At 54.2% G+C, this 21,741-nt stretch carries 19 protein-coding genes; all 19 read left to right on the top strand.

All coding sequences use genetic code 11. From position 1 onward, the window contains the following. The first annotated feature begins 6 nt into the window (after positions 1–6). The 19 genes from KVT28_RS06645 to KVT28_RS06735 all read left to right on the top strand — a co-directional run bounded on the left by KVT28_RS06645 (position 7) and on the right by KVT28_RS06735 (position 21,740). Positions 7–1,134: a phosphoribosyltransferase domain-containing protein gene (locus tag KVT28_RS06645; protein WP_217547286.1), complete on the top strand. Its 1,128-nt coding sequence runs from the start codon at positions 7–9 to the stop codon at positions 1,132–1,134. Beyond that, a complete protein-coding gene (locus tag KVT28_RS06650) occupies positions 1,127–1,912 on the top strand; it encodes a hypothetical protein (protein WP_217547288.1) in 786 nt (261 codons plus the stop codon). The genes KVT28_RS06645 and KVT28_RS06650 overlap by 8 nt, the downstream gene beginning before the upstream one ends. Then, positions 1,902–2,981 carry a cysteine protease StiP family protein gene (locus KVT28_RS06655; RefSeq protein WP_101763281.1) on the top strand — a complete coding sequence of 360 codons (1,080 nt, stop codon included), beginning with the start codon at positions 1,902–1,904 and terminating at the stop codon, positions 2,979–2,981. The genes KVT28_RS06650 and KVT28_RS06655 overlap by 11 nt, the downstream gene beginning before the upstream one ends. Beyond that, the gene (locus KVT28_RS06660) at positions 2,981–3,925 is read left to right on the top strand and encodes an HpcH/HpaI aldolase/citrate lyase family protein (RefSeq protein ID WP_217547290.1); all 945 of its coding nucleotides are present in this window, start codon (positions 2,981–2,983) and stop codon (positions 3,923–3,925) included. The genes KVT28_RS06655 and KVT28_RS06660 overlap by 1 nt, the downstream gene beginning before the upstream one ends. A gap of 175 nt (positions 3,926–4,100) precedes the next feature. Next, the gene (locus tag KVT28_RS06665) at positions 4,101–4,583 is read left to right on the top strand and encodes a tellurium resistance protein TerW (protein WP_192236659.1); all 483 of its coding nucleotides are present in this window, start codon (positions 4,101–4,103) and stop codon (positions 4,581–4,583) included. Between the two features lie 556 nt (positions 4,584–5,139). Beyond that, on the top strand, positions 5,140–5,796 hold the full coding sequence (gene tssL, locus KVT28_RS06670) for a type VI secretion system protein TssL, short form (protein ID WP_217547293.1): 657 nt from the start codon (positions 5,140–5,142) through the stop codon (positions 5,794–5,796). Between the two features lie 36 nt (positions 5,797–5,832). Then, positions 5,833–8,217 carry a type VI secretion system Vgr family protein gene (locus KVT28_RS06675; RefSeq protein ID WP_217547295.1) on the top strand — a complete coding sequence of 795 codons (2,385 nt, stop codon included), beginning with the start codon at positions 5,833–5,835 and terminating at the stop codon, positions 8,215–8,217. A 2-nt stretch (positions 8,218–8,219) separates the two neighbouring features. Next, entirely contained in the window at positions 8,220–8,957 is a 738-nt protein-coding gene (locus tag KVT28_RS06680; RefSeq protein WP_217547298.1) for a DUF4123 domain-containing protein, read from the top strand. 5 nt (positions 8,958–8,962) lie between these two features. Further along, a complete protein-coding gene (locus KVT28_RS06685; protein WP_217547300.1) occupies positions 8,963–9,748 on the top strand; it encodes a YceK/YidQ family lipoprotein in 786 nt (261 codons plus the stop codon). Beyond that, positions 9,745–10,269 carry a DUF3304 domain-containing protein gene (locus tag KVT28_RS06690; RefSeq protein ID WP_217547303.1) on the top strand — a complete coding sequence of 175 codons (525 nt, stop codon included), beginning with the start codon at positions 9,745–9,747 and terminating at the stop codon, positions 10,267–10,269. The genes KVT28_RS06685 and KVT28_RS06690 overlap by 4 nt, the downstream gene beginning before the upstream one ends. Next, complete coding sequence (locus KVT28_RS06695) at positions 10,254–12,566, top strand: DUF2235 domain-containing protein (RefSeq protein ID WP_217547306.1); 2,313 nt, start codon at positions 10,254–10,256, stop codon at positions 12,564–12,566. Before KVT28_RS06690 ends, KVT28_RS06695 begins: the two co-directional genes overlap by 16 nt. After that, positions 12,563–12,826 (top strand): PAAR domain-containing protein, encoded by a 264-nt coding sequence (locus KVT28_RS06700; RefSeq protein ID WP_217547308.1) that lies wholly within the window; start codon positions 12,563–12,565, stop codon positions 12,824–12,826. The genes KVT28_RS06695 and KVT28_RS06700 overlap by 4 nt, the downstream gene beginning before the upstream one ends. Next, complete coding sequence (locus KVT28_RS06705; RefSeq protein WP_217547310.1) at positions 12,823–13,959, top strand: hypothetical protein; 1,137 nt, start codon at positions 12,823–12,825, stop codon at positions 13,957–13,959. The genes KVT28_RS06700 and KVT28_RS06705 overlap by 4 nt, the downstream gene beginning before the upstream one ends. Continuing rightward, positions 13,940–17,275, top strand: coding sequence for an ImcF-related family protein (locus tag KVT28_RS06710; protein ID WP_217547312.1), 3,336 nt, complete (start codon positions 13,940–13,942; stop codon positions 17,273–17,275). The genes KVT28_RS06705 and KVT28_RS06710 overlap by 20 nt, the downstream gene beginning before the upstream one ends. After that, entirely contained in the window at positions 17,272–17,793 is a 522-nt protein-coding gene (gene tssJ / locus KVT28_RS06715) for a type VI secretion system lipoprotein TssJ (protein WP_217547315.1), read from the top strand. The genes KVT28_RS06710 and tssJ overlap by 4 nt, the downstream gene beginning before the upstream one ends. Positions 17,794–17,822: 29 nt before the next feature. Further along, complete coding sequence (locus KVT28_RS06720; RefSeq protein WP_217547318.1) at positions 17,823–18,425, top strand: CDP-alcohol phosphatidyltransferase family protein; 603 nt, start codon at positions 17,823–17,825, stop codon at positions 18,423–18,425. Further along, complete coding sequence (locus KVT28_RS06725; protein ID WP_217547320.1) at positions 18,418–19,347, top strand: phosphatidate cytidylyltransferase; 930 nt, start codon at positions 18,418–18,420, stop codon at positions 19,345–19,347. The genes KVT28_RS06720 and KVT28_RS06725 overlap by 8 nt, the downstream gene beginning before the upstream one ends. 9 nt (positions 19,348–19,356) lie before the next feature. After that, positions 19,357–19,989 carry a lysophospholipid acyltransferase family protein gene (locus KVT28_RS06730; protein ID WP_217547323.1) on the top strand — a complete coding sequence of 211 codons (633 nt, stop codon included), beginning with the start codon at positions 19,357–19,359 and terminating at the stop codon, positions 19,987–19,989. Further along, positions 19,986–21,740: a bifunctional alpha/beta hydrolase/class I SAM-dependent methyltransferase gene (locus KVT28_RS06735; RefSeq protein WP_217547325.1), complete on the top strand. Its 1,755-nt coding sequence runs from the start codon at positions 19,986–19,988 to the stop codon at positions 21,738–21,740. Before KVT28_RS06730 ends, KVT28_RS06735 begins: the two co-directional genes overlap by 4 nt. Position 21,741: the final 1 nt, after the last annotated feature.

The following is a 21,741-nucleotide window of genomic DNA, read 5'->3' on the forward strand; positions in this document are numbered from 1 at the left end:
CAATCCATGACCACACTTTGGAGCAGGACGCTGTCATGCGGCACGCTGAGCGTTACGCCAACCGGCGGCATCAGCGCCATCGACGATCTGTTCGAGATCGCCGAGCGCCGCAATCCCAAGCGCGCTTTTTTGTTCGTCAGTAAAGTGCTTGGCCGCCACATTCCGGTGGCGCCGGAGAAAATGCGCGCCGTGTATCGCCAGCTGGCGGAGCAGTTTCCGCCGCTTTCTGACGGCCCGGTGCTGTTTATCGGCATGGCGGAAACCGCCGTTGGCCTCGGCGCAGGCGTGTTTGATGAAGTGCGCCAGCACGTCAGTGAGCCGGTGTATCTCACCTCAACGCGCCATCCGCAGCAGGCGGATTTGCTGTGCGAGTTTAAAGAAAATCACAGCCACGCCACCGATCATCTGATCTACCTGCCCGATGATGCGCAGCTGCGCCAGCGCGTGCTCAACGCGCGCACGCTGGTGATGATTGATGACGAAGCCACCACCGGCAACACCTTTATTAACCTGCTCGAAGCGCTGCGCAACGACGGCGGCTTAACGCAGATCGAGCAGGTTATCGCCGTCACGCTCACCGACTGGAGCGGCGATGCGTTATCCGCGCGCTGTCCGGTGCCGGTGCGCAGCGTGTCGCTGATGCAAGGCGACTGGCACTGGCAGCAGGATCCCGACGCCGCACTGCCGCCGATGCCAGCGATGGTGCTTAACGATGCCGCCACCGTGCCCATCACCGGCAAACAGCGCTGGGGCCGACTCGGCATGGCAGCGCCAGCGGGCGATCTGGGTTGCGCGATTCAGGCGCAGCCGGGAGAAAAAATCCTCGTGCTCGGCAGCAGCGAATTTGTCTGGGAACCTTTCTTGCTGGCTGAACGTCTGGCGGCACAAGGCGCAGCGGTGAAATACAGCTCCACCACGCGCTCGCCGATCGCTACCGGATTTGCCATCGAATCAGCTATCGCCTTCGGTGATAACTACGGTCTCGGCATCGCCAACTTCGTATACAACGTGGCGCATCAGCAGTTTGACCGCATTTTGCTGTGCATCGAAACGCCGGTCGACAGCGTGGATCCGCTGTTAACAACGGCACTGGCCCAGGTTGCGCCACAGGTGGAGGTGATCAGCTATGAATAAACCGGTGATTTTTTCCGACCTTGACGACACGCTATTTCAAACGCGCCGCAAAATGGTGGACGAGCTGGATCTTGAGCCGTTCCGTACTGGCGCGCTCGATCTCAGCCTGCAGCCGCGCAGCTTTATGACGGAAGAGCAGTCGATGCTGGTTGACTGGATGATCGAGCAGGCCGATTTGATCCCGGTCACCGCGCGCGGCACCGAAGAGATCGCCCGCGTGCAGATCCCTTTCCGATCGTGGGCGGTGACCACGCACGGCGCGGTGATCCTCAATCCGCAAGGCGAGGAAGATGCCGAATGGCGCGCGCACATGCTGGAAAAACTGACGCCGTACGGCCCGGCGCTGCTCTCGATGCAGCAGGCGATCACCGACCTGATGGCAGAGCGCGATATCAACGGCTGGGCGCGCATCAACTATGAATATGGCGTCACGCCGATCTATCTGGTGATGAAGCACCGCGACAGCACGCGCCTCGAAGAGCTTTACGCCATCGCCGATGAAATCGAGCAACGCTTCCCCACCGCCGGCTATTACATCCATCGCAACAGCAACAACGTCGCCTGGCTGCCGAACGTGGTGGAAAAAGGCTTAGCCGTCAGCTACCTGCTGGAAAAGCTGCGTAACGAGCGCGGCGTTTTCCCGGTGATTGGCCTTGGCGACAGCCTCAGCGATCACCGCTTTATGAAGCTGTGCAGCTGGTACGGCATTCCGCGTCAGAGCCAGTTTGCCGAACGCATCAACCAGGCCATATTCGGAGAACAAACAGATGGTGAATAACTTGCCTTTCTCTGGATCGTACCAAGCCGGCGACGTCGAATTTCTGCTGAAGCCGGTTGAAATCGACATGACGCCGGTGGAGCAAAAAGAGCAGCTGATCCAATCTGGCGCGCGCCACTATTCCGAGATGTTGAGTCAGGAACCGGAACCGACGCGCTGGCACCTTGAGCTGTTTTCCCGCGCGCTTGACGCCGGTGCCGGACGCCTGGCGCAAGAAGTCACCATGCTGGCGCGGACGCTGGCACACCAGTTTGGCGACACGCCGATTGTGCTAGCAAGCCTGGTGCGCGCGGGCGTGCCGCTCGGCGTGATGCTGCAACAGGCGCTGCGCGCGATGGGCCACGAATCTTACCATTACGGCATTAGCATCATCCGCGATCGCGGTATTGATCAGGCCGCGCTGGAGATCATCGAAGCGCGCCACGGCACCGCAGGCATTGTGTTCGTTGATGGCTGGACCGGCAAAGGCGCCATCACCGGCGAGCTGATCCGCAGCCTCGAACATCGTCCCGGCTATCCGGCACAGCCGCGCTTGGTGGTGCTGGCCGATCCGTGCGGTCGGGCGTGGCTTTCGGCCAGCGATGATGACTGGCTGATCCCGTTTGGCATTATGGGCGCGCCGGTTTCAGGGTTAATTTCGCGCTCGTTGTGGTCTGAAGCGGGCTTGCACGGCTGCGTGCAGTGCGACCATCTGGCGCAATACGATTGCAGCCAGCAGTTGGTGAACACCGTAGCGGAATATGCGCGATCGCTGGATGTCAGCGCCCTGCCCGCGTGCCAGCAGGATCCACAACATCAGCAGCAACTGGTGGCGCAAAGTGAAGCGGTGATCGCCATGCTGGCGGCGCGTTATCAGGTGAACAGCATCAACCGCATTAAGCCGGGCATCGCCGAAGCCACGCGCGCCGTGCTACGTCGCGTGCCGGATCAGGTGCTGGTCCGTTCGGTGGACGATCCCGACGTGGCGCTGCTGGTCTATCTTGCCCAACAAAAAGGGCTGACCATCACAGAAGCGGGAGCCGATCTTGGGCAATACCGCGCCGTGACGATAATCAAAAAGGTGCTGTGATGAACGGCCGTCTCTCTCCATGGCGATTGGGCGCAACGCTGTATATGCCAGCGATGCGCAGCGATATCGTCGATGCCATTCTGCACAATAAAATCAGCGGGTTGCGCTCGCTGGTGATCTGCCTGGAAGATGCGGTCAGTGATGCGGATTTGCCGCAGGCGCTGCACAATCTCCAGCAGATCCTGCTGGTGTTGAATGCCGAACAGCGTGCCAATGGCAACGCGCAGTGGCCGCTGGTGTTTATCCGTCCGCGCAACAGCGAGATGGGCGCGTGGCTGGTGGAAAACCTCAACCTCAGCGCGATAGACGGTTTTGTGCTGCCGAAATTCACCGCCGATTCCTTGCCGCTGTGGTGGCAGATTCTCGAACCGAGCCATCTGTGCATGATGCCGACGCTGGAAACCGAAGAGGTGTTCGATGTGGTGGCGATGCGCGAGCTGGCCCTCACGCTGCAACATCATGCCTGCCGCGAGCGCGTGGTCGCCTTGCGCATTGGCGGTAACGACTTGATGAATGTGCTGTCGCTGCGCCGTTCGCGCCACTTCACGCTGTATGACAGCCCGATGGGTTACACCATCAAAATGCTGGTGGCGGTATTCGCGTCGCGCGATTTTGCGCTGACCGCGCCGGTGTGCGAGCACATCGACGATCAGCAGATTATGGATCAGGAACTGGCGCTGGATATCGCGCACGGTTTGGTGGGCAAAACCGCCATTCACCCGAGCCAAATCGGCAAGATTCAGGAGATGTTGATGGTTTCCGCCAGCGATCAAGCGGATGCCTTCCGCATCCTTAATTCAAGCCAGGCGGTATTCAAATCGCAGGGCGCGATGTGCGAACCGGCGACGCATCGCCGCTGGGCCGCCGCCATCCTGGCGCGCGCGCAGGAATATGGCATCGCACCCGATACCCGCTCAGACGGCGCCTTGATGCTGGTAACCTGACAACCCCCGCAGGGTAGGCATTCCTGCCCACCGCGTTACCACTGAATCACAAACCGGACGTAGGAATTTTCGGACCCTATTTACCTGATATTTAAATACCCTCTGATACTGTCGAAAACCGTTTGCCAGGAGGGCGATACCGACCATTGACCACTAACGCAGGCCTCAATCGACCATGCAACTCAGTACCCGACAGACACGCGTATTTATGCTCGCCTCACTGCTCAGCAGCGGCAAACCGGTTGCATCCAGCCGTATTCTCGCCTCGCTAGACTGCTCCGAACCCACGCTGACGCGCGCGCTAAAAGAGCTGCGTGAATCCTGGTCTGCGGAGATCAAATACAGCCGCCTCACCCACTGCTACCAACTTACTGAACCCGGCAAACTCGATAAGAAAAGCCTGCGCCATATTAATGAAGCGCTTAAGCTCAATGCCGAACTGCAACAGAGCGAAACCGTCAGCCGGGTATTTCTGGATAAAGAGAAAAAGAAAGCGGTGTCGCTGTCGTTGCGTATGTCTGTTTTGAGGAAAATCGATCAGGTTGTGCGGTTGAGTGAAACGACAAGAAGCGATGCGGTGGAGATGCTGGTTGAGAGCGGGCTGGATGAGTTGATTGAAAAGTTAGTGCTTAAAAAGAACGAGTTAAAACGGCAGTAATATTTCAGCAGTGGTTTAACAACATTGAGTGGTGGGATGTATTGCCGACGCACTTCAGCAATACCAATCTACCTCAGGCCCTTAAATTTTTGCTGGAGCTTATAGACCTTGCCAATGTCCCCTAACCTGCCAAAACTGTTAACGTAATCACGTTTCATCGATCGTTATTTTCATCCTCAACATTCACATCTTCGCACCACATGTTTACTCACGCAGAACAGCCTTCCCCTTTATTAAATTATCAAAAATCGTTCAAAATCAGAATGTAAAATAAAAAACCGCAGTTACTGAATCGCATTAGGATTACTAGTAATGTCGAGTGAAAATCCTTGCTTAAAATTGGAATCCTGTTTCACAAACTCAAATTGTTAGTTTGATCAACTATCACTCCTTGTAATATCCTCAGGGCCGTTGGTAGGTGGAGATCGCTCCTTCAGGGCAGCGAGTCCACCTTTGCTCGGCTAAGTAAGCAGCGAGAGCAACAGCCATTTCTCGATTGAAATCGGTAATTGGATTAATGGATTAACAATGCTCAGGCGTTACCAGGAAGGTGCCCATGACGTTTTCACAACACAACATCACAGCGAATACTCTCGATGAGCTGATGCAGGATACCTGGCTATTGGCGCTCGCGATCCGTAATGGGCAATCCATCACGGTTGATGATGCACTCTACCAGCGCTGCTTCAATACGATTCAACAGGTTCAGCATCACCTCACGACAGCGGGAGCATCAGCTTCTCTCTGCGAAGAAATCAAATTTGCGCACTGCGTGTTTCTCGACGAACTGATCATGACCATTCCGCAAGCTGATATCTCTGCCTGGTGGAAACGCACACCTTTGCAGGGGCACTTTCTCGGGCACCTCATTGGTGGTGAGCAATTCTTTGATCGCATCAAAAATCTGCTTCGTGAACCTGCAACAGCTCAAGCCGCCATTAGCTGCTACTACAGAATGTTGCATTTGGGTTATGCCGGAAAATACCGAACGGAAGACGATGAGGAGCGCCAGTTGCTGATGCAGCAGCTAAAAGCGCTATTGCCGAAGCAGATTGGATCTGCCGACTCAGCAATAATTATCCAGCGCTCGAAACATAAAACATCTTTCTGGCAACGTTCTCCGTGGCTTATTCGCAGCAGTGTGCTGGTTGCCATTATTCTCGCCACTTTCATCATGAACGGTCATCTGCAATATCTGTTAGTCAAAGGGTAGGCTTCAGGCAAACAAATTTCAGGAAGGAATCTGTAAATGGGCAAGAAGGATTTTGTGATTACGGCTGGCAAGACGCCGATATACAGCCACTATCAACTGAGCATCCAGACGCTGAAAAATCAGCGTCCCGATATTCTTTTGTCAGTGCTGCGTTTTAGCGGTGAAGAGGCATTAAATTCGCCGTGGAAGTACAGTATTGAACTCACCAGCGCTACACGCGATATTCCCGCCGATATTCTGATTAACAGCACGGCCCAGTTATTGTTTTACCCTGACGGCCAACCCTGGCTGTCAGTGGAACCCCGCATTTTGCGCGGTGTAGTTACCGCTTTCCAGCAGTGCGAATCCTCTGCTGACCAAACACGTTATGTGGTCACGCTGGAATCGCGCCTTGCGCTGCTAAAAAACAGCCTGACCTATGCCGTTTACCAGCATAAAAGTGTACCGGGTGCGGTAGAGGATATCCTTAAACGCTGGGAATACTCCTCGCTGGATTATCACTTTCGCCTGAATACTCAATATCCGATTCGCGATTTCTATATCTCATATGCGGAGAGCGATCTCGCCTTTATAGAGCGTCATCTGTCGCGCATTGGTGTCTTTTATTACTTCACCTGGGATGAAGAAAACCACCGAGATGTGCTGGTACTGGGTGACAGCGCGCAGGCCTATGGTGCTGAGCAAAGCATCGTCTTTCGCCATCCGTCAGGGTTATTTGATGGCGGCCTGGAATCTCTCTGGGATATTTCAGTTAATCGCCAATCCGTTGCCGCCAGCACACGACTCAATGATGAGTATTACCGCAACGCGCAAAATGACATGCAGGCGCAAGCGGAAACCGATCCTGATAAGCCTGCGCTTACGGGAGAGCTGTATCGCTATGGTGAAAACTATCAGTTGCTGGGCAAGGAGTACCAGGCTCTACCGGAACAGGGACAGTGGTTTGTCAGACGTCGCCAGGAACGCCTGATCACCGAGCAGGTCACTTTCGACGGTATGAGCAACGGCATGGATATCCGTCCGGGCATGGTGATCTCGCCACAAGGTAAAGAGTGGCCAGACGCGCCGGATGGCCTGCTGGTAGTGTCTACCTCATCAACCCGTATTTCGCGCGATACCGCCTATGTTATCCGCTTTACCGCTGTGCCCGTTCGGCCGCAAAGCACTTATCGTCCACCGTTGAAAAGCTGGCCGCACATTGCAGGCACGCTGCTGGCTCGCGTCACCAGCCCGGTAGAAAATGCGCAATATGCAGAACTTGATGAACATGGCCGCTATCGGGTGCGTTTTCAGTTCGATCTAAACGAATCCTGGCAGTCTGGTTTTGAAAGTGTACCGGTGCGGCTGGCGAAGCCCTATGCAGGCAATGTCTACGGCTGGCATTTTCCACTGATAGCTGGAACGCAGGTGATGATTGCCTTCACCAACGGCGATCCTGACAGACCTTACATTCTCTGCGCGGTGCATGATTCTCGCCATGAAGATCATGTCAATCTCTATAACTATCAACGCAATGTGCTGAGGACGCCGGCGAACAACAAACTCCGCTTTGAGGATCGCCGTGGATATGAACATGTCAAACTGTCGACGGAATTTGGCGGTAAGAGCCAACTTTCACTCGGACATATCGTCGACAGTTCACGTAGCAAGCGCGGCGAAGGGTTTGAGCTGCGTACAGACAGCACCGGTACGCTGCGAGCCGGCAAGGGCCTTTTCCTGACGGCTGATAAGCAGGCCACGGCAACCGGGCCGGTGCTGGAAATGACACCGGCAATAAGCCTGGTCAAAGGTGCGATCAGCCAGATGAGCGGCTGGCAGTCGATCACTCAGTCGCACCATAATCTCCAGCCTGATGTCACGCATCTCAGGGCTTATCTGGCCGCTGTCGACCAGCTCAAATCCCCTGCCATGTTGCTGAGTGCGCCAGAAGGCATTGGCGTTGTCAGCCCCAAAAGCATTCTGCTCAACTCAGGCAGCACTCTGCATCTGCAAAGCCAGACGGAAACCAGCATTGCCAGTGGCAAACGCATTCAGGTCAACGCCGGTCAGGCGATTTCCCTGCTGTCGCAGCAGGAAGGGATTCGCATGGTGTCGGGCCAGGGCCCGCTGACGGTGGAATCGCACGGCGATACCCTGGGACTGACGGCGATGAAAGATATCAGCGTGCAGACCGTTCAGGGTGAACTGCGCCTGACCGCGAAAAACGGCATTGTGCTGGGATGTGGCGGCGCAACCATCAGGATTACGCCGCAGGGTGATATCCAAATTCATTCGCCGGGTAAAACCAGCATCCGTGGCGTTCATGCCTGGAATTCTCCTGCCAGCGAAGAAACAACGCTGCCTGATCTGCCTAAATCCGTGTGCAAAGAGTGCCTGAAAAAAGCGCAGGAAGCCGCGCTGGCTTTTGCGCCAAGGGGATAGCGATGACGGACATGAATAATGGATGGTTGAAACAGGCCACCGCGCTTTGCACTGCTGCCGGACAGGATTATCTCGATGTGCTGGTTGATCAGGCTGGCACAGCACAGCCGCTGCAACAGGCGCTGAACCAGATTAACCCGCCGTTACGCTGGTTCGAGCTGTTTGCGAACACGCCTGAAGCGGCAACGCCAGAGTATTCACCGCTGGTGATGCGATTGCATTTTAGCATCAGCAGCCACCAGCGCTGGCTTGAACAGCTGGTGGAACACTTCTCCACGACACCGCGATTGACGTTGCTGATATCGCCACTGGCATTCGACCTGCTGAGTAGCCATTTGCAGGCACTGTCACAGGTTCACTGGGAAGAGCAAACCGGTTTACTGCGCTATTACGACAATCGCGTATTTCCCTCGCTACTTGAGCACGTTCTGACGCCAGAGCAGCAGGCGGCTTTCACCGATATTGCGCTGTTCTGGGGCTGGCGAGATCGTGATGACGAGGTGGTGTGGAAAATAGGTACCTGGAACCCGGGTCGACAACTTGCTGATGCGCCAGAGATGAACCGCATGAGTGATGCGCAGGTTGAGCTGATGGGATGTATTAGTGATGCCGAGGCGCTGATGAAGGAGCAGGCAACTTTGGTTCCCTCACGAGAGGAACACTTTGCGCAATGCCTGGAAATAGCTATTAAAGCAAGCCGGGCGGGATATATAGGCGATCTACTGGACTATAAGGAATAAAGCGAATGAAAAAATGGATATTTAGTACGCTGAGCAAACAGTTAATCTGCGCAAGTTTGTTTGTGCAGCTAGCTGGATGCGGGACATTGATGCGCGGAGAAAGTAGCGAAAAAGTTTATCGCGGAGTTGATACCGATATACGCATTACCACTAATGCATTCATGTGGTTATTTAGTGGTGGAATTTTACCCGTTCTCTCAATTATTTCGATGCCCTTTGATGCAGTGATCGATACACTTTTATTGCCTGTCGATCTAGCCATCAGCAATTCGCCTAAAGTTTATAAACAACCCGCGGAAAATTATGTCCCAGTTTTTGCCGTCAATATGACGGGTCAACCAGACGTTGATTATACTATTCGAAAAAAAAGCACTGGAGAAATACTTACTCAATCCCGAACTAGAATTATCCCTCAGGCTGGTAGCGCATCAGGAAAACTTAATAAAGCATCCCTGATGACAAAGGAGAATCCATCTGTTGCTCCAGAATCTGTGACGATTAGCTGGGATGCTGGAACAAGGCTTCTACAAGCAGAGACGACGGATATCAGCGACTTCACTGAATCATATACTCCCGATGAATCTCTGCTTAAAGCCGCAAGTGTCATCGCAATATTTATGCCTTGCAATCGAGTCATGCTGGTTAATTATGAAGATGAATATTACAACTACGATTTCATTCATAAGCAAGCCATACAGGATGTTTTCCAGCAATTACAGTCATTGTCCGAGCGTTCTCAGTGTTCTGCTTCAGGACAGATAACGTTAATGATGGAAGGAGCCTGGAAATGAAAAAGAAAACATCCGATTGGTTGAATAAAGGATTGTTTTTTATCGTTGCTTCGATACTTTCAGGTTGCTCGCAGGCAAGCGTTGATGACGGCTATACCGCTGGAGACTTGAGCGGTATCAACCATATGGCTGACAGTGGTGTTAATTCGTTTTCGGTTAATGGGTATGGAGGGGCGATGGCTGGTAACACATGCTGCATCATGCTGCCTGAAAAATGGACACCTGAATTGAAAGCTCGGATTCAATGGGAAGTTGATCCTCATACTTCACCATCGCCACCAAGTTATAAAGATTGGGACAAATATCTAGCTTGGGAAAAACAGCTAAAAAGCGGTTTTAAGCAACATAGTGCCATCGTTAATATTCCGCAGTATGGCAAGGAACGCTGTGGACTAACTGTGCACTTTCTACCCTGTAATCAGGTTAAGGTGACAACCGCATGCTCTGGATACGGTACATCGGGCTACCCGATTAAAGAGCCTCTTAACATGAAGGAGCCTGCGACATGTCCCGTGAAATGAATTTAGCGCTGCCTTGTTTTGCACCACCGCTGTTCCCTGACAGTGGTCGCTTGCCACTTAGCGAAACGCAGGTTAATGCCAATTATAAAAAGCAGATTTGCGAAGAAAATGATTATCGTGCCAGCCTGGCCGAAGAATCAGGTAAGAAAGGCATCATTCCATGCTGTCAGAGCCTACATATCAGCTTATTTTTCGATGGCACGGGAAATAATGAAGAGAACGATACGCGTGTAGCTAAACCAACTCATCCGACCAATATCGCCAAATTGTTTCATGCAACATATGACAAAACAGCAGAAACCGAGGGGTATTTCTCCTACTACATTCCTGGCGTTGGCACGCCATTTCCTAAAATTGGCGAGATGGATTACAGCAATGATGGCTTGGCTTTCGCCGCTGGTGGAGAGGATCGAATTAACTGGGCGTTGCTGAGAGTAGTTAACGCCTTGACATATGCTATCACCAAAGGAGCCAAACGCCTTGATGATGGAGTAGCGAAGGGAATGCTGCCCAGTATGCAGGCTCGCGGAGCTTTTTCAGGGGAAGTGAACCGACGTAATGCGATCAATCCCTTGTTAAAGGCGTTAGAAGGTCAGGCAGCGCAAACTCAGCAGCCCCATCTTCTGGGTATTAAGTTGTTTATCTATGGTTTTTCTCGCGGTGCTGCTGAAGCGCGAACCTTTGTGAACTGGTTAACCCAGTTACCCGACCCCAAGTTAAAAAACGATCATCTGCAACTTGCTGGTTTACCCATCAGTATTGAGTTTCTGGGATTACTGGATACGGTGGCGTCTGTTGGGGCTGCTCACATGGTGCCGGGTGCCGCAGGACATATGGGCTGGGCAGATAATAGTCAGCAATTACCTGATGAGCGTAAATTTCCTGGATTAATTAAATGTTGTCGGCATTTTGTTGCCGCACACGAACAGCGCTTATGTTTCCCTCTTGACTCCGTTCGTCGCCCTGATGGCAGTTACCCAGCCAACACTCAGGAGGTCATTTATCCTGGAATGCACTCAGATGTTGGCGGCGGTTATCCTCCAGGGGATCAGGGAAAATCATGTAATGGCACAGGTGAAATTCTATCGCAGATCGTTCTTCACGATATGTATGCTGCGGCATTCGAGTCCGGCGCTCCATTGCTGGTACATCCCTCCGCAATAACCTTACTAATTAAAGATATCTCTCCATCACGCGTGATGTCTGGTGATTCTGTTACTGAGTTTGCTGTTGCACCTATGTTAGCCAAACGCTTCAACATCTGGCGTCAAACCCTGCTCAACACCACTCTGCAAGGCAGCGAAGAGCCGGGAGATACATCAGAAGGCTATCGCGCCTATCAACTTTCTCAGACACTTGAAAGCGCGCTGATCGATCAGATTGGCTGGATCACCGCGTGGCGCATTGGCCGCTACGCTCACGGCAGTATGCTTCCTCAGGGCGATAAGTTTGCCCACAGTTTCTTTAACAAAGCACCACAGCTAACTCCTGAAGGACTTAAAAAAGAAGCGGATGACCATAAAGCAGCGGTAAAAGCGCTTAACTTACGGCGAGCAGAAGCCAAAAAGAGCCGCTTGCCGCTGGACGAAAGCTTGCAGGGCAAGCCCGATCTTGATCCGACTAACGCCCAATATCAACTCCGCGAAGCTGCCCGTGAATTTCAGCATGATTATAAAGATTGGGGGCGGGATATTAATGGAAACTGGTGGGATAAAACCAAACAGATTGCATTGGATGTAATACCGAAACATGCCGTATTTCTGATCAACGGTGATGATGAAAAAGCGGAATACGCGCAGATGAAAGCCGATGGCAATCGTCGTTATCCGCAGCTGTTTATCGACAAGCTGGGCACCGGCATTCGTACTCAACCGCGTGCTGAACTGCTGGCCCTCTTTGATGAACAAATTCACGATTCCCGCGCCTGGTTTATGCAAAGTGCATTGGGGGGACGTGAACCCTGGGGCGGTTATTTCCGCTATCGCATGATTTACTGCGGCAACCAGACCAATAAAAACCTTCGCCTGATTTCCGTCGAAGGCAAAGTTATCAACGCCGCGCCAACCTCCAATAACGTCATCTATTTTATCGAGCCAAAAACCGCTTATAACAATGTGACTTATAATGTGAAAGATATGGCGACCGGTGCCGTTCAAACACTCACTCCACCAGAGGCAACCACTCGACCAGGCACCGCAGTTGCCCTGGCTCGCACCAGTGTGGTGAGCGAACAGCACCAGGCCATGATGACCTCTGCCGTCGATATGCTGAAATCATCGGGAGCGCGAGTGGTATGACGCTTAAAAAACTGGTGCGCGTTGGCGATACGCTCAAACCTCACGGTGGTGAAGTGCTCAGCGGCAGTTTTAACGCGTTTGGCAAGCCGGTGGCCTGCGTCAATGACAAAGCGAAATGCAACGAGCACGGCATGACCGCCATTATTCAGGGAGCAACCAACAGCACCGTAAACGGTAAAGCGGTGGCGCTCGATGGGCATAAATGCGCCTGTGGTTGCACGCTGGTCAGTTCCCTGCCGGACATGGATGTCTGCGGATGAACCAACCGCCGGTTTATGCCGATTACGCCACCATTTATCCGGTCCGCTGGCGGCGCTGGTGGGTGGCGTTGCCCGTGCTGCTGTTTATATCAGCGATGAGCACCATTCTGTTGTGGCCGGAGGGAAAACCGACCCGTTCGCCGCTTTTCTGGTTCTGCGCGCTGGTCTTGCCGCTGCTGTGCTGGTTGCTGGCGGTGACGCTGCGCTTGCTGGTCTGGCTGCAATCTACCGATAACCGCCGCACGCACTATGCAGAAACCTCACTGGCGCTGGATGCCTGGTGGCGAAAGCGCAGCCAGGCCTTGCCAGTTGAAGCCGTGTTGCTGGTGACGCCAGCCGGAGAAGACGCATCCGAACATCTGGCGCTGTTGTCACACTCAGCAGACGCCCCACAACCGGGCATCACTGCGCAAGGTTATGCTACGTTGCGTTGCCCACGGGTGCTTAACAGCGCCCGCAGTCGTCCTGTCATGCTGGCGGCTTATCTCGCCAATCGCCTGGTGACGCATTTTGCTCAGTCAGGTAATGCACGCCCAATCACCCATCTCTGTTGGCTGGGTGATGACCAAAGTCTGCTCGCCTTTCGCGAAACGCTACTGGCAGCGGGCATGACGTTGCCAGAGGAAACCCTTCGACTCATTGCGATTGATGGCGCAGATACCGTTATCGATCTCTTCGCCACTACTGCTCCGATTTTGCTGCTGTGTGCCGGAAGTGGCGAAGGATTGGCTGATTGCACCCCGGTTGCCGGGGAAGCGGCCTTTGCCTGGCTCTGCTCGGCGCAGGGGACTGCGCTGATGCATCGCTCGGAGCGCTGGCAACCGGCGTTGGGTGAAACGGCCACTCTGACCGTCGCACAGCTTTCCCGTTATGCCGGATTAAGTGATACGCCGAATACGGTGATCGCGGCAGATGCCCCCGCCATGGAAGCGTTGCTGGAGGGCGGCTGGTCCGCGCTGGATCACGTACTTGCCCCGTGGATCGGCCATGCCGGGCAAATCACACCGTTTACGTTACGGTCGCTGGCGCTGCTCTCGGCGCTCAACGGCCAGTCCTGCGGCTGGATCGCCGCAGAAATGGAATCTCAATACATTACAGGAGTTTGTATTCCCCGTGGAAACCTCCCGCACTAATCCCCGGCACTCGCTGTTCTGGCTGGTTTCAGGATACTTGCTTGCTGTCACCCTGCTGGTGCTGACTGGCGCAGGGCTCTATTACTTCGCAGGCAGCAGCGTTGATCTGCCGGAAGCTCTGCCGCGCCAGATTGCTTTCTGGTCATTGATGGTCTGGCTGGCGCTGGTGTGGTTCTGTCCACTGTTTATTCTCGCCTGGCGCGGGCTGGTGCGACTCAACGCGCGTGAAGCAACAGGCGCAACTGATTCGCAGAAACAGCACCCTGCCAAGAATCAGTGGGTGCAGGAGATCATTACCCAGATGCGCTACCAGTATCGGTGGCGCTGGCGCAGCCGGGTACGCATTCTGCTGGTGGTAGGCGATGAGCATCTGGTTGAACGGAGTATTCCCGGCCTGACAACTCAACACTGGCTTGAGGGGCATCATACCTTGCTGCTATGGCACGGCAGTCCGCAGGAAGATCCGCTACCCGCGCAGCTGCGAGCGTTACGCAAAATTCGCCGCCAGCTGGCCGATGCAGTGGTGTGGGTAGTGAACGCAGAAGCGGAAATGACCCAAGATGTGCTGGATACCACGGCTCGCCAGATGCAGAAGCGCTACAACCTGTTGGGCCAGGATATCCCGCTGTGGCTGTGGGAGATTCACGCGCCCTCTCTGCATAGCGCCCCCGCGCAGGGGATCGGATTCACCATTGCACAAGGTGATAGTGCGGACGACTACCGTCAGTCACTGGATGATCTTCAGCACCAGTTGGTTGAGCGCGGCATGCAGCAAATTGAGCGTAATCGCCAGCACAGTTTTTTACTGGAACTGGCACACGTGCTGCGCAGCGGTGGCGCGGATCGCCTGACCCGAACCTTGTTGCAGCTCTCCACAGGTGCAAGAGCACTGCCGCTGGCGGGAGTCGTGCTCAGCCAGCCGGAGACCACCGGAAGCGCTTCATTGCGAAATGCCTGGCAGCCGGGAAAAGCCTGGCGGGATTTACTGGCGCTACGCTGGCGCAGGCCGGTATCTAACGGTGCCTCATGGCGGAAAACGGTGCTGACGCTCTGCTCCTGCCTGCTGGTGATGTGGATGGCATGCCTGGTGTTTTCCTGGATTGCCAATATGCGTCTTATACAGGCAGATCAGCTGCTTGCCGCCGCCGCAACAGATTCCCGTCAGCCGCTGCAGCAGCAACTTTCAGCCTTGCACGAGTTGCAGAAAGAGATCGAGCGTCTGCAGCATCGTCAGCAATATGGTGCGCCCTGGTATCTGCGTTTTGGCCTCAGCCAGAATGACGCACTGTTAAATTCGCTGTGGCAACAATGGCAGCAGGCGGCCATGCCGCTGCTGCGTGATGCCTCCGTCAAGCGCCTGGCTACGCTGATGAGCGGCTGGCGTAACCTGCCGCCCGATAGCCCGCTGCGGGCCGATGAGGCCAAAAGCATGTATGACCTGCTGAAGGCGTACCTGATGCTGGCACATCCCGAACAATCCGATCCGGCGTTTTTCAGCGCCACGGTAATGAAGGTCTGGCAACGGCGTGATGGCATTCAGGACGCAAGCTGGCGCAACAATGGTGGCGCTATGCTGGCCTTTATGATGACGAATCTGCCTGCGCACCCAGAGTGGCAGTTACAACCGGATATGCGACTGGTCAGCAGTATGCGCTCAGCGCTGCTGCGTCAGATTGGTGCCAGCAATGCGGAGACCTCGCGCTATCAGCAACTCATCGAGCAGGTGTCCCGTGATTATGCTGATATGACGCTCAGTGAGATGGTCAGCGGCACCGACAGCAGCAGGTTATTCAATACCGATGAAACCGTGCCCGGCGTCTTTACCCGTAAAGCGTGGGAAGAGGCAGTAGAGCCTGCGATTGAGCAAGCGGCGAAAGTGCGTCGCGATGAAATTGACTGGGTGCTGAGCGATAACAAAACGGCCAGCAATATTGATGTCTCTGCGGATACGTTGCAAGCGCGGCTGACAGATCGTTATTTCTCCGATTACGCCGGAGCCTGGCTGAAATTCCTCAACAGCCTGCAATGGCAGCGGGCGGAGAGCCTGTCAGAATCGATTGAACAGTTAACCCTGCTGGCCGACATACGCCAGTCACCTCTGATTGCACTGATGAACACGCTGAATGTGCAAGGCCGGACGGGGCAAACTGGCGGTAATCTTACCGATTCGCTGGTGAGCTCTGCAAAGAATTTGCTCAGCAGTGACAAAACCCAGGCCATCGCCAGACCACAAGGTGCACGTGGCCCAATGGATGACTCTTTTGGACCCTTGCTGGCGCTGACCGATACCGGCGCAGCGGCTAAAGATAGCCTCAGCCTGCCAACCTTCCTGACGCGTATCACCCGCGTTCGTCTGCGGCTGCAGCAGGTCACCAACGCGCCGGATCCACAGGCCATGATGCAGTCGTTAGCATTGACGGTGTTTCAGGGCAAAGCCGTTGATCTCACTGACACCCGCGATTACGGCAGTCTGATTGCTGCCAGCCTCGGACAGGAGTGGAGCGGGTTTGGTCAGGCGATATTTGTCGAGCCGATGGTGCAGGCGTGGGAGCAAGTGCTTAGCCCCACTGCTGAAAGCATTAACAGCCAGTGGCAGAACGATATTGTAACCCCGTGGGATCAATCGTTTGCCGACCGCTATCCGTTTGCTAACCGACAAAGCGACGTCTCTTTACCGCATTTGGCGCAGTTTATGCGTACCGACACCGGACGTATCGCGCAGTTCGTTAACAGTCGCCTCGCTGGCCTGTTGCGGCTCGAAGGCGATCGCTGGGTGCCGGATGCCATGAACAGCCAGGGACTGACGTTTGATCCTGCTTTTCTGAATGCGCTGAATAAACTGACGCACATCGCGAACACCGCATTTGTCCGGGGAGATGTAGAGCTGCACTTTCAGATGATGGCAAAACCTTCTCGCGACGTGGTGGAATCGGAGCTGACGGTGGATCGCCAGAAGCTGCAATATTTTAACCAGGAAGAGAGTTGGCAAACGCTGAACTGGCCTGACAACCGCTGGCAACCGCAAACCACGCTGACCTGGCGCAGCACTCATACCGGAACCCGCATTTATGCCGATCACCCTGGAAGCTGGGGCCTGATCCGCCTGCTGGATAAAGCCCGCATCACCAATCTGGGGAACAACATCTATCGTGTTGCCTGGCCGACGCCAGACGGGCTGGCACTCAACTATCAGATTCGAACGGAACTCGGCAGTGGCCCGCTAGCGCTACTCAAGTTGCGCGGCTTCCGCATGCCTGCGCGGATATTTATTTCCGCTACGCAGAATGAAGATGCGTATCAGGGAGGCGAACAATGAGGGTTCGTTTCGCCCATGTATTGCTGATTATCCTCGCGGCAACGTTGCTGGGCAGTTGTGGAGCGTGGCAAAAAACCAAACAGGGAACAGCAAGCATTGCTGATGCCGTGTTTTATCGCCAGGTCAACACCCTGCACCTGACCTTCACTGCACGCATGGCGATTAATCAGGACGACGCCCAGCAGTCGATGCCTCTGCGCCTGAATATTTTGCAGCTCAGCACGCGTCAACGTTTCGATAACGCCGAATACAGCAGCCTGTTGGCACAGCCGGATTGGGTGCTGAAAGAGAGCCTGGTGGCGCAGCGGCAACTCAGCGTCATGCCGGGACAAAGCGTCAGCCTCGATATGCCAATGGAGAAGCAGGCGCAGTTTGTCGCAGTCGTGGGCTTGTTCCGCCAACCGGACCGGGAGCGCGGTACATGGAAACGGGTGCTGAGCCGTGAGGAGCTTGATGCGGATTCACCACGCACGATTGAAGTAAGGGATAACACCCTGAATTTGGAATTATTGAAGTAACTATTCAATTTAACGGCAGGAGCCACAAAGTGACGCTATACGATATAAAACCGAAGTTTCAGCATTTATTAAGACCGCTGGTCGTCAGGGTACATGCACAGGGTATCAACGCGAACCAGGTAACCTTGTTTGCCATGCTCACCTCTGTAGTACTGGGCGCATTGTTGATGCGTTTCCCCGAACCACGCTTTTTTATCACCCTGCCCGTTTTCCTGTTTTTCCGCATGGCGTTAAACGCCATTGATGGCATGTTAGCCCGGGAATTCCATCAGCAATCCACCCTCGGGGCAATCCTCAATGAGGTGGGTGACATCATCTCCGACGCGGCACTCTACCTCGCTTTTGCTTTTGTTACTGGCATCTCTGCCTGGTGGGTTGTGCTGGTCGTGCTGCTTTCCTGGCTGAGCGAATTTTGCGGTGTGATGTGCCAGACGCTGAACGGCATCCGTAGCTACCGTGGCCCGTTAGGCAAAAGTGACCGCGCATTTATCTTTGGTGCTCTTGGCCTGGTGATTGCGCTGTGGCCGCAGTCTATCGGCTACGCTAACGCAGTGTTTGTCCTTGCCACCCTGTTGCTGTGCTGGACCTGCCTGAATCGCTGCCGCAATGCGATGGAGGCGAAAAATGGCTGATTCCAGTCAAGTGCTTTATTACTGCCTGGGCGGTATCTTCGGCGTTCTCATGCTGGCGACGCTGATTATTTTTGTGCTGAGAAAGTGCCGCCCACAACGCAACTGGCTGGAATTGCAGCAGCGCGTTAATAGCTGGTGGGTGATTATCTGCCTGTTCTCGTTAGCAATGCTGTCGCCGAAGTGGCTGGCGCTAACCTTTTTCGGCTTTATCAGCTTTCTGTCGTTAAAAGAGTATCTGACGCTAGCACCCACGCGGCGTTCTGACAGTATGCCGCTGCTGTGGATGTATGCCGCTATCCCGGTGCAATATCTCTGGACCGGCATGGCCTGGTACGGCATGTTCATCATTTTTATCCCGGTTTATGTCTTCCTATTCCTGCCCGCTCGCATGGTGATTGCCGGTGATACCAAAGGTTTTCTGCACTCTGCGTCGGTAATGCACTGGGGCATGATGACCACCGTGTTCGCTCTGAGCCACGTTGCCTACCTGATGACTTTACCCGGTGCCGACGCCAGCGCCGGTGCGCTGCTGGTGTTCTTCCTCGTTGCGCTGACTGAGTTGAATGATATTGCCCAATATCTGTGGGGAAAATCGCTGGGCAGGATTCGCGTGACGCCCAACGTCAGCCCGAATAAGACGCTGGCCGGTTTGCTGGGTGGCATCTTTACCACCATGTTGCTGGCCGTGATTCTTGGTCCACTGCTGACACCGATGAGCTTTCTCCACTCGCTGGGTGCTGGGTTGATTATTGGTGCAAGCGGCTTTTGCGGCGATGTTGTGATGTCGGCGATCAAGCGCGATTTTGGTGTGAAGGATTCCGGCAAATTGCTGCCCGGACACGGTGGCATTTTGGATCGACTCGATTCACTCATCTACACTGCGCCGCTGTTCTTCCACTTCTATTACTACTTCTACGTGTAGGAGGCGCACATGAACCGCATGCTGCGCTGGCTCTTTACCCTGTGCATCGCTTATCCGGTGGTGTGGATCTGGCTGGGTGTCGCCGTTGCCAACCGCAAGAAACTACCGAAAACAGGCCCGGCGATCATTGTGGCGAACCACAATAGCCATCTTGATGTGCTGACGCTGTTCACCTTGTTCCCCCTCTCGACGTTAGTGGACGTACAGCCGGTGGCTGCGGCTGATTACTTCTTGAAAAACAGAGTGGTGGGTTGGTTTGCGCTCAAGGTGATTGGCATCATCCCGGTGTATCGCGGGGCGCATCAGGCTAATCCATTGCAGGCCTGCGTCGATGCGCTGGCGGAAAAGAAAATTGTGATTATTTTCCCGGAAGGCACACGCGGCGAGCCGGGGAAACTGTCAGAAATTAAATCTGGCCTGTGGCATCTCAGCCAGCAGTGCCCGGATGTGCCCATCATTCCGGTCTATATGCACGGGCTGGATCGCTCAATGGGTAAAGGTCAGAAAATACCGGTGCCGTTCTTTATCGATATTTATATCGACGATCCGCTGCGTTATCAGGACAACAAGGCCGAATTTAAAAGCGCGTTATTAAATCGTTTTGTCGAATTACAACAGCAAATCATAAGGAAATCATCATGAGCCAGGAAGCACGTTTATTTCAGGAAGGATCTTTTTCAACCAGCGACGGTGAATCTCTCTATTTTCGCCACTGGCCCGCGCAGGATGCGCAGAGCAAAAAAGTGATTGTGCTATTTCATCGCGGGCATGAGCACTCCGGGCGTTTGCAGCATGTTGTCGATGAGTTACTGATGCCGGATGCCCATTTTTACGCCTGGGATGCGCGTGGACACGGACATTCGCCGGGAGAACGAGGTTACAGCCCAAGCCTGGCTCGCTCAGTGCAGGACGTCGATGAATTTGTTCGCTTTGTCGCTGAACAAGCCAGGGTGAGCATTGAAGATATTGTTGTGATTGCGCAAAGCGTCGGTGCGGTGCTGGTCGCTACCTGGGTGCATGATTACGCGCCTAAAATTCGCGGTATGGTGCTGGCCTCTCCAGCGTTCAAGGTGAAGCTGTATGTGCCTTTCGCACGCACGGGATTGGCTATGCTGCAACGTATTCGCGGTCTGTTTTACGTGAACTCTTACGTCAAAGGGAAATTTCTCAGCCACGACCCCGAGCGCATTCGCAGCTTTGAGCAGGATAAATTCATCACCCGTCAGATTGCCGTGAATATTCTGCTGGATCTGTATAAAACGGCGGAGCGTATTGTTGCTGACTCTGCCGCCATCACCGTGCCAACACAGCTGCTGATATCCGGCGATGATTTTGTGGTGCACACCAGACCGCAGAAAAAATTCTATCAGGGGCTGCGTAGCGTCATTAAAGAGCAGCATATTCTGCCCGGTTTTTATCACGATACGCTGGGAGAGAAGGATCGCCAGCTTGCCTTCGATAAAATGAAGCCGTTTATTGAACAGCTTTACCACGCGGCACCTTACACCTTCGATTACAGCCATGAAGATCAGTGGAGTCCGGGCGCTGATGCGTACCGTGAGCTGCAGGCACCACCTAAGCGCTGCTCACTACAAGGCATGTCCTACGCTTCATTAAGTTTTGGCATGAAAACCATTGGTCGGCTGTCAAAAGGCATGCGCCTGGGATATGAAACCGGCTTTGACTCTGGCAGTACACTGGATTATGTCTACCGCAACACGGCTGAAGGCACCGGCATTATTGGCCGTATCATCGACAGGCAGTACCTCAACAGCATTGGCTGGCGCGGCATTCGCATGCGTAAAGAGAATATCCAGCAGGTGATTGCGCAGGCTGTAGCAAAACTGCAAGAGCACAATTTGCCGGTTCGCGTGGTCGATATTGCCGCCGGACATGGCCGCTACGTTCTCGATGCGCTGGAGAAACAGCCGGGAATTGAAAGCATCTTGTTGCGAGATTACAGCGATCTGAATGTGGAAAAAGGCCAGGCGATGATTGAAGCGCGTCAATTAGGCCATCTCGCGCAGTTCAAAAAAGGCAATGCCTTCGATTATGACTCGCTCGCCACACTCGCGCCTGCGCCGACGCTGGGGATTGTCTCCGGCCTGTATGAACTGTTCCCGAGCAACCAATTAATCAAAACTTCGTTGGCCGGGTTGGCAGCCGCCATTCCGCCGGGCGGCGTGCTGGTTTATACCGGGCAACCGTGGCATCCGCAGTTGAAAACCATCGCATGGACCTTAACCAGCCACCAGAACGGTATTCCCTGGTTGATGCGCGTACGCAGCCAGAAAGAGATGGATACGCTGGTCGAAGAAGCTGGATTTGAGAAATGCCACCAGCTGATCGATGAGTTTGGCATCTTTACCGTGTCGCTGGCGGTAAGAAAATAGC

Source organism: Pantoea sp. GbtcB22, from assembly GCF_019091025.1.
Taxonomy (GTDB): Bacteria; Pseudomonadota; Gammaproteobacteria; order Enterobacterales; family Enterobacteriaceae; genus Pantoea; species Pantoea leporis.

Bases quoted from the DNA above. Each gene is read 5' to 3' on its own strand.
- KVT28_RS06645 (WP_217547286.1), top strand. From the start codon at position 7: ATGACCACACTTTGGAGCAGGACGCTGTCATGCGGCACGCTGAGCGTT.
- KVT28_RS06650 (WP_217547288.1), top strand. From the start codon at position 1,127: ATGAATAAACCGGTGATTTTTTCCGACCTTGACGACACGCTATTTCAA.
- KVT28_RS06655 (WP_101763281.1), top strand. From the start codon at position 1,902: ATGGTGAATAACTTGCCTTTCTCTGGATCGTACCAAGCCGGCGACGTC.
- KVT28_RS06660 (WP_217547290.1), top strand. From the start codon at position 2,981: ATGAACGGCCGTCTCTCTCCATGGCGATTGGGCGCAACGCTGTATATG.
- KVT28_RS06665 (WP_192236659.1), top strand. From the start codon at position 4,101: ATGCAACTCAGTACCCGACAGACACGCGTATTTATGCTCGCCTCACTG.
- tssL (WP_217547293.1), top strand. From the start codon at position 5,140: ATGACGTTTTCACAACACAACATCACAGCGAATACTCTCGATGAGCTG.
- KVT28_RS06675 (WP_217547295.1), top strand. From the start codon at position 5,833: ATGGGCAAGAAGGATTTTGTGATTACGGCTGGCAAGACGCCGATATAC.
- KVT28_RS06680 (WP_217547298.1), top strand. From the start codon at position 8,220: ATGACGGACATGAATAATGGATGGTTGAAACAGGCCACCGCGCTTTGC.
- KVT28_RS06685 (WP_217547300.1), top strand. From the start codon at position 8,963: ATGAAAAAATGGATATTTAGTACGCTGAGCAAACAGTTAATCTGCGCA.
- KVT28_RS06690 (WP_217547303.1), top strand. From the start codon at position 9,745: ATGAAAAAGAAAACATCCGATTGGTTGAATAAAGGATTGTTTTTTATC.
- KVT28_RS06695 (WP_217547306.1), top strand. From the start codon at position 10,254: ATGTCCCGTGAAATGAATTTAGCGCTGCCTTGTTTTGCACCACCGCTG.
- KVT28_RS06700 (WP_217547308.1), top strand. From the start codon at position 12,563: ATGACGCTTAAAAAACTGGTGCGCGTTGGCGATACGCTCAAACCTCAC.
- KVT28_RS06705 (WP_217547310.1), top strand. From the start codon at position 12,823: ATGAACCAACCGCCGGTTTATGCCGATTACGCCACCATTTATCCGGTC.
- tssJ (WP_217547315.1), top strand. From the start codon at position 17,272: ATGAGGGTTCGTTTCGCCCATGTATTGCTGATTATCCTCGCGGCAACG.
- KVT28_RS06725 (WP_217547320.1), top strand. From the start codon at position 18,418: ATGGCTGATTCCAGTCAAGTGCTTTATTACTGCCTGGGCGGTATCTTC.
- KVT28_RS06730 (WP_217547323.1), top strand. From the start codon at position 19,357: ATGAACCGCATGCTGCGCTGGCTCTTTACCCTGTGCATCGCTTATCCG.
- KVT28_RS06735 (WP_217547325.1), top strand. From the start codon at position 19,986: ATGAGCCAGGAAGCACGTTTATTTCAGGAAGGATCTTTTTCAACCAGC.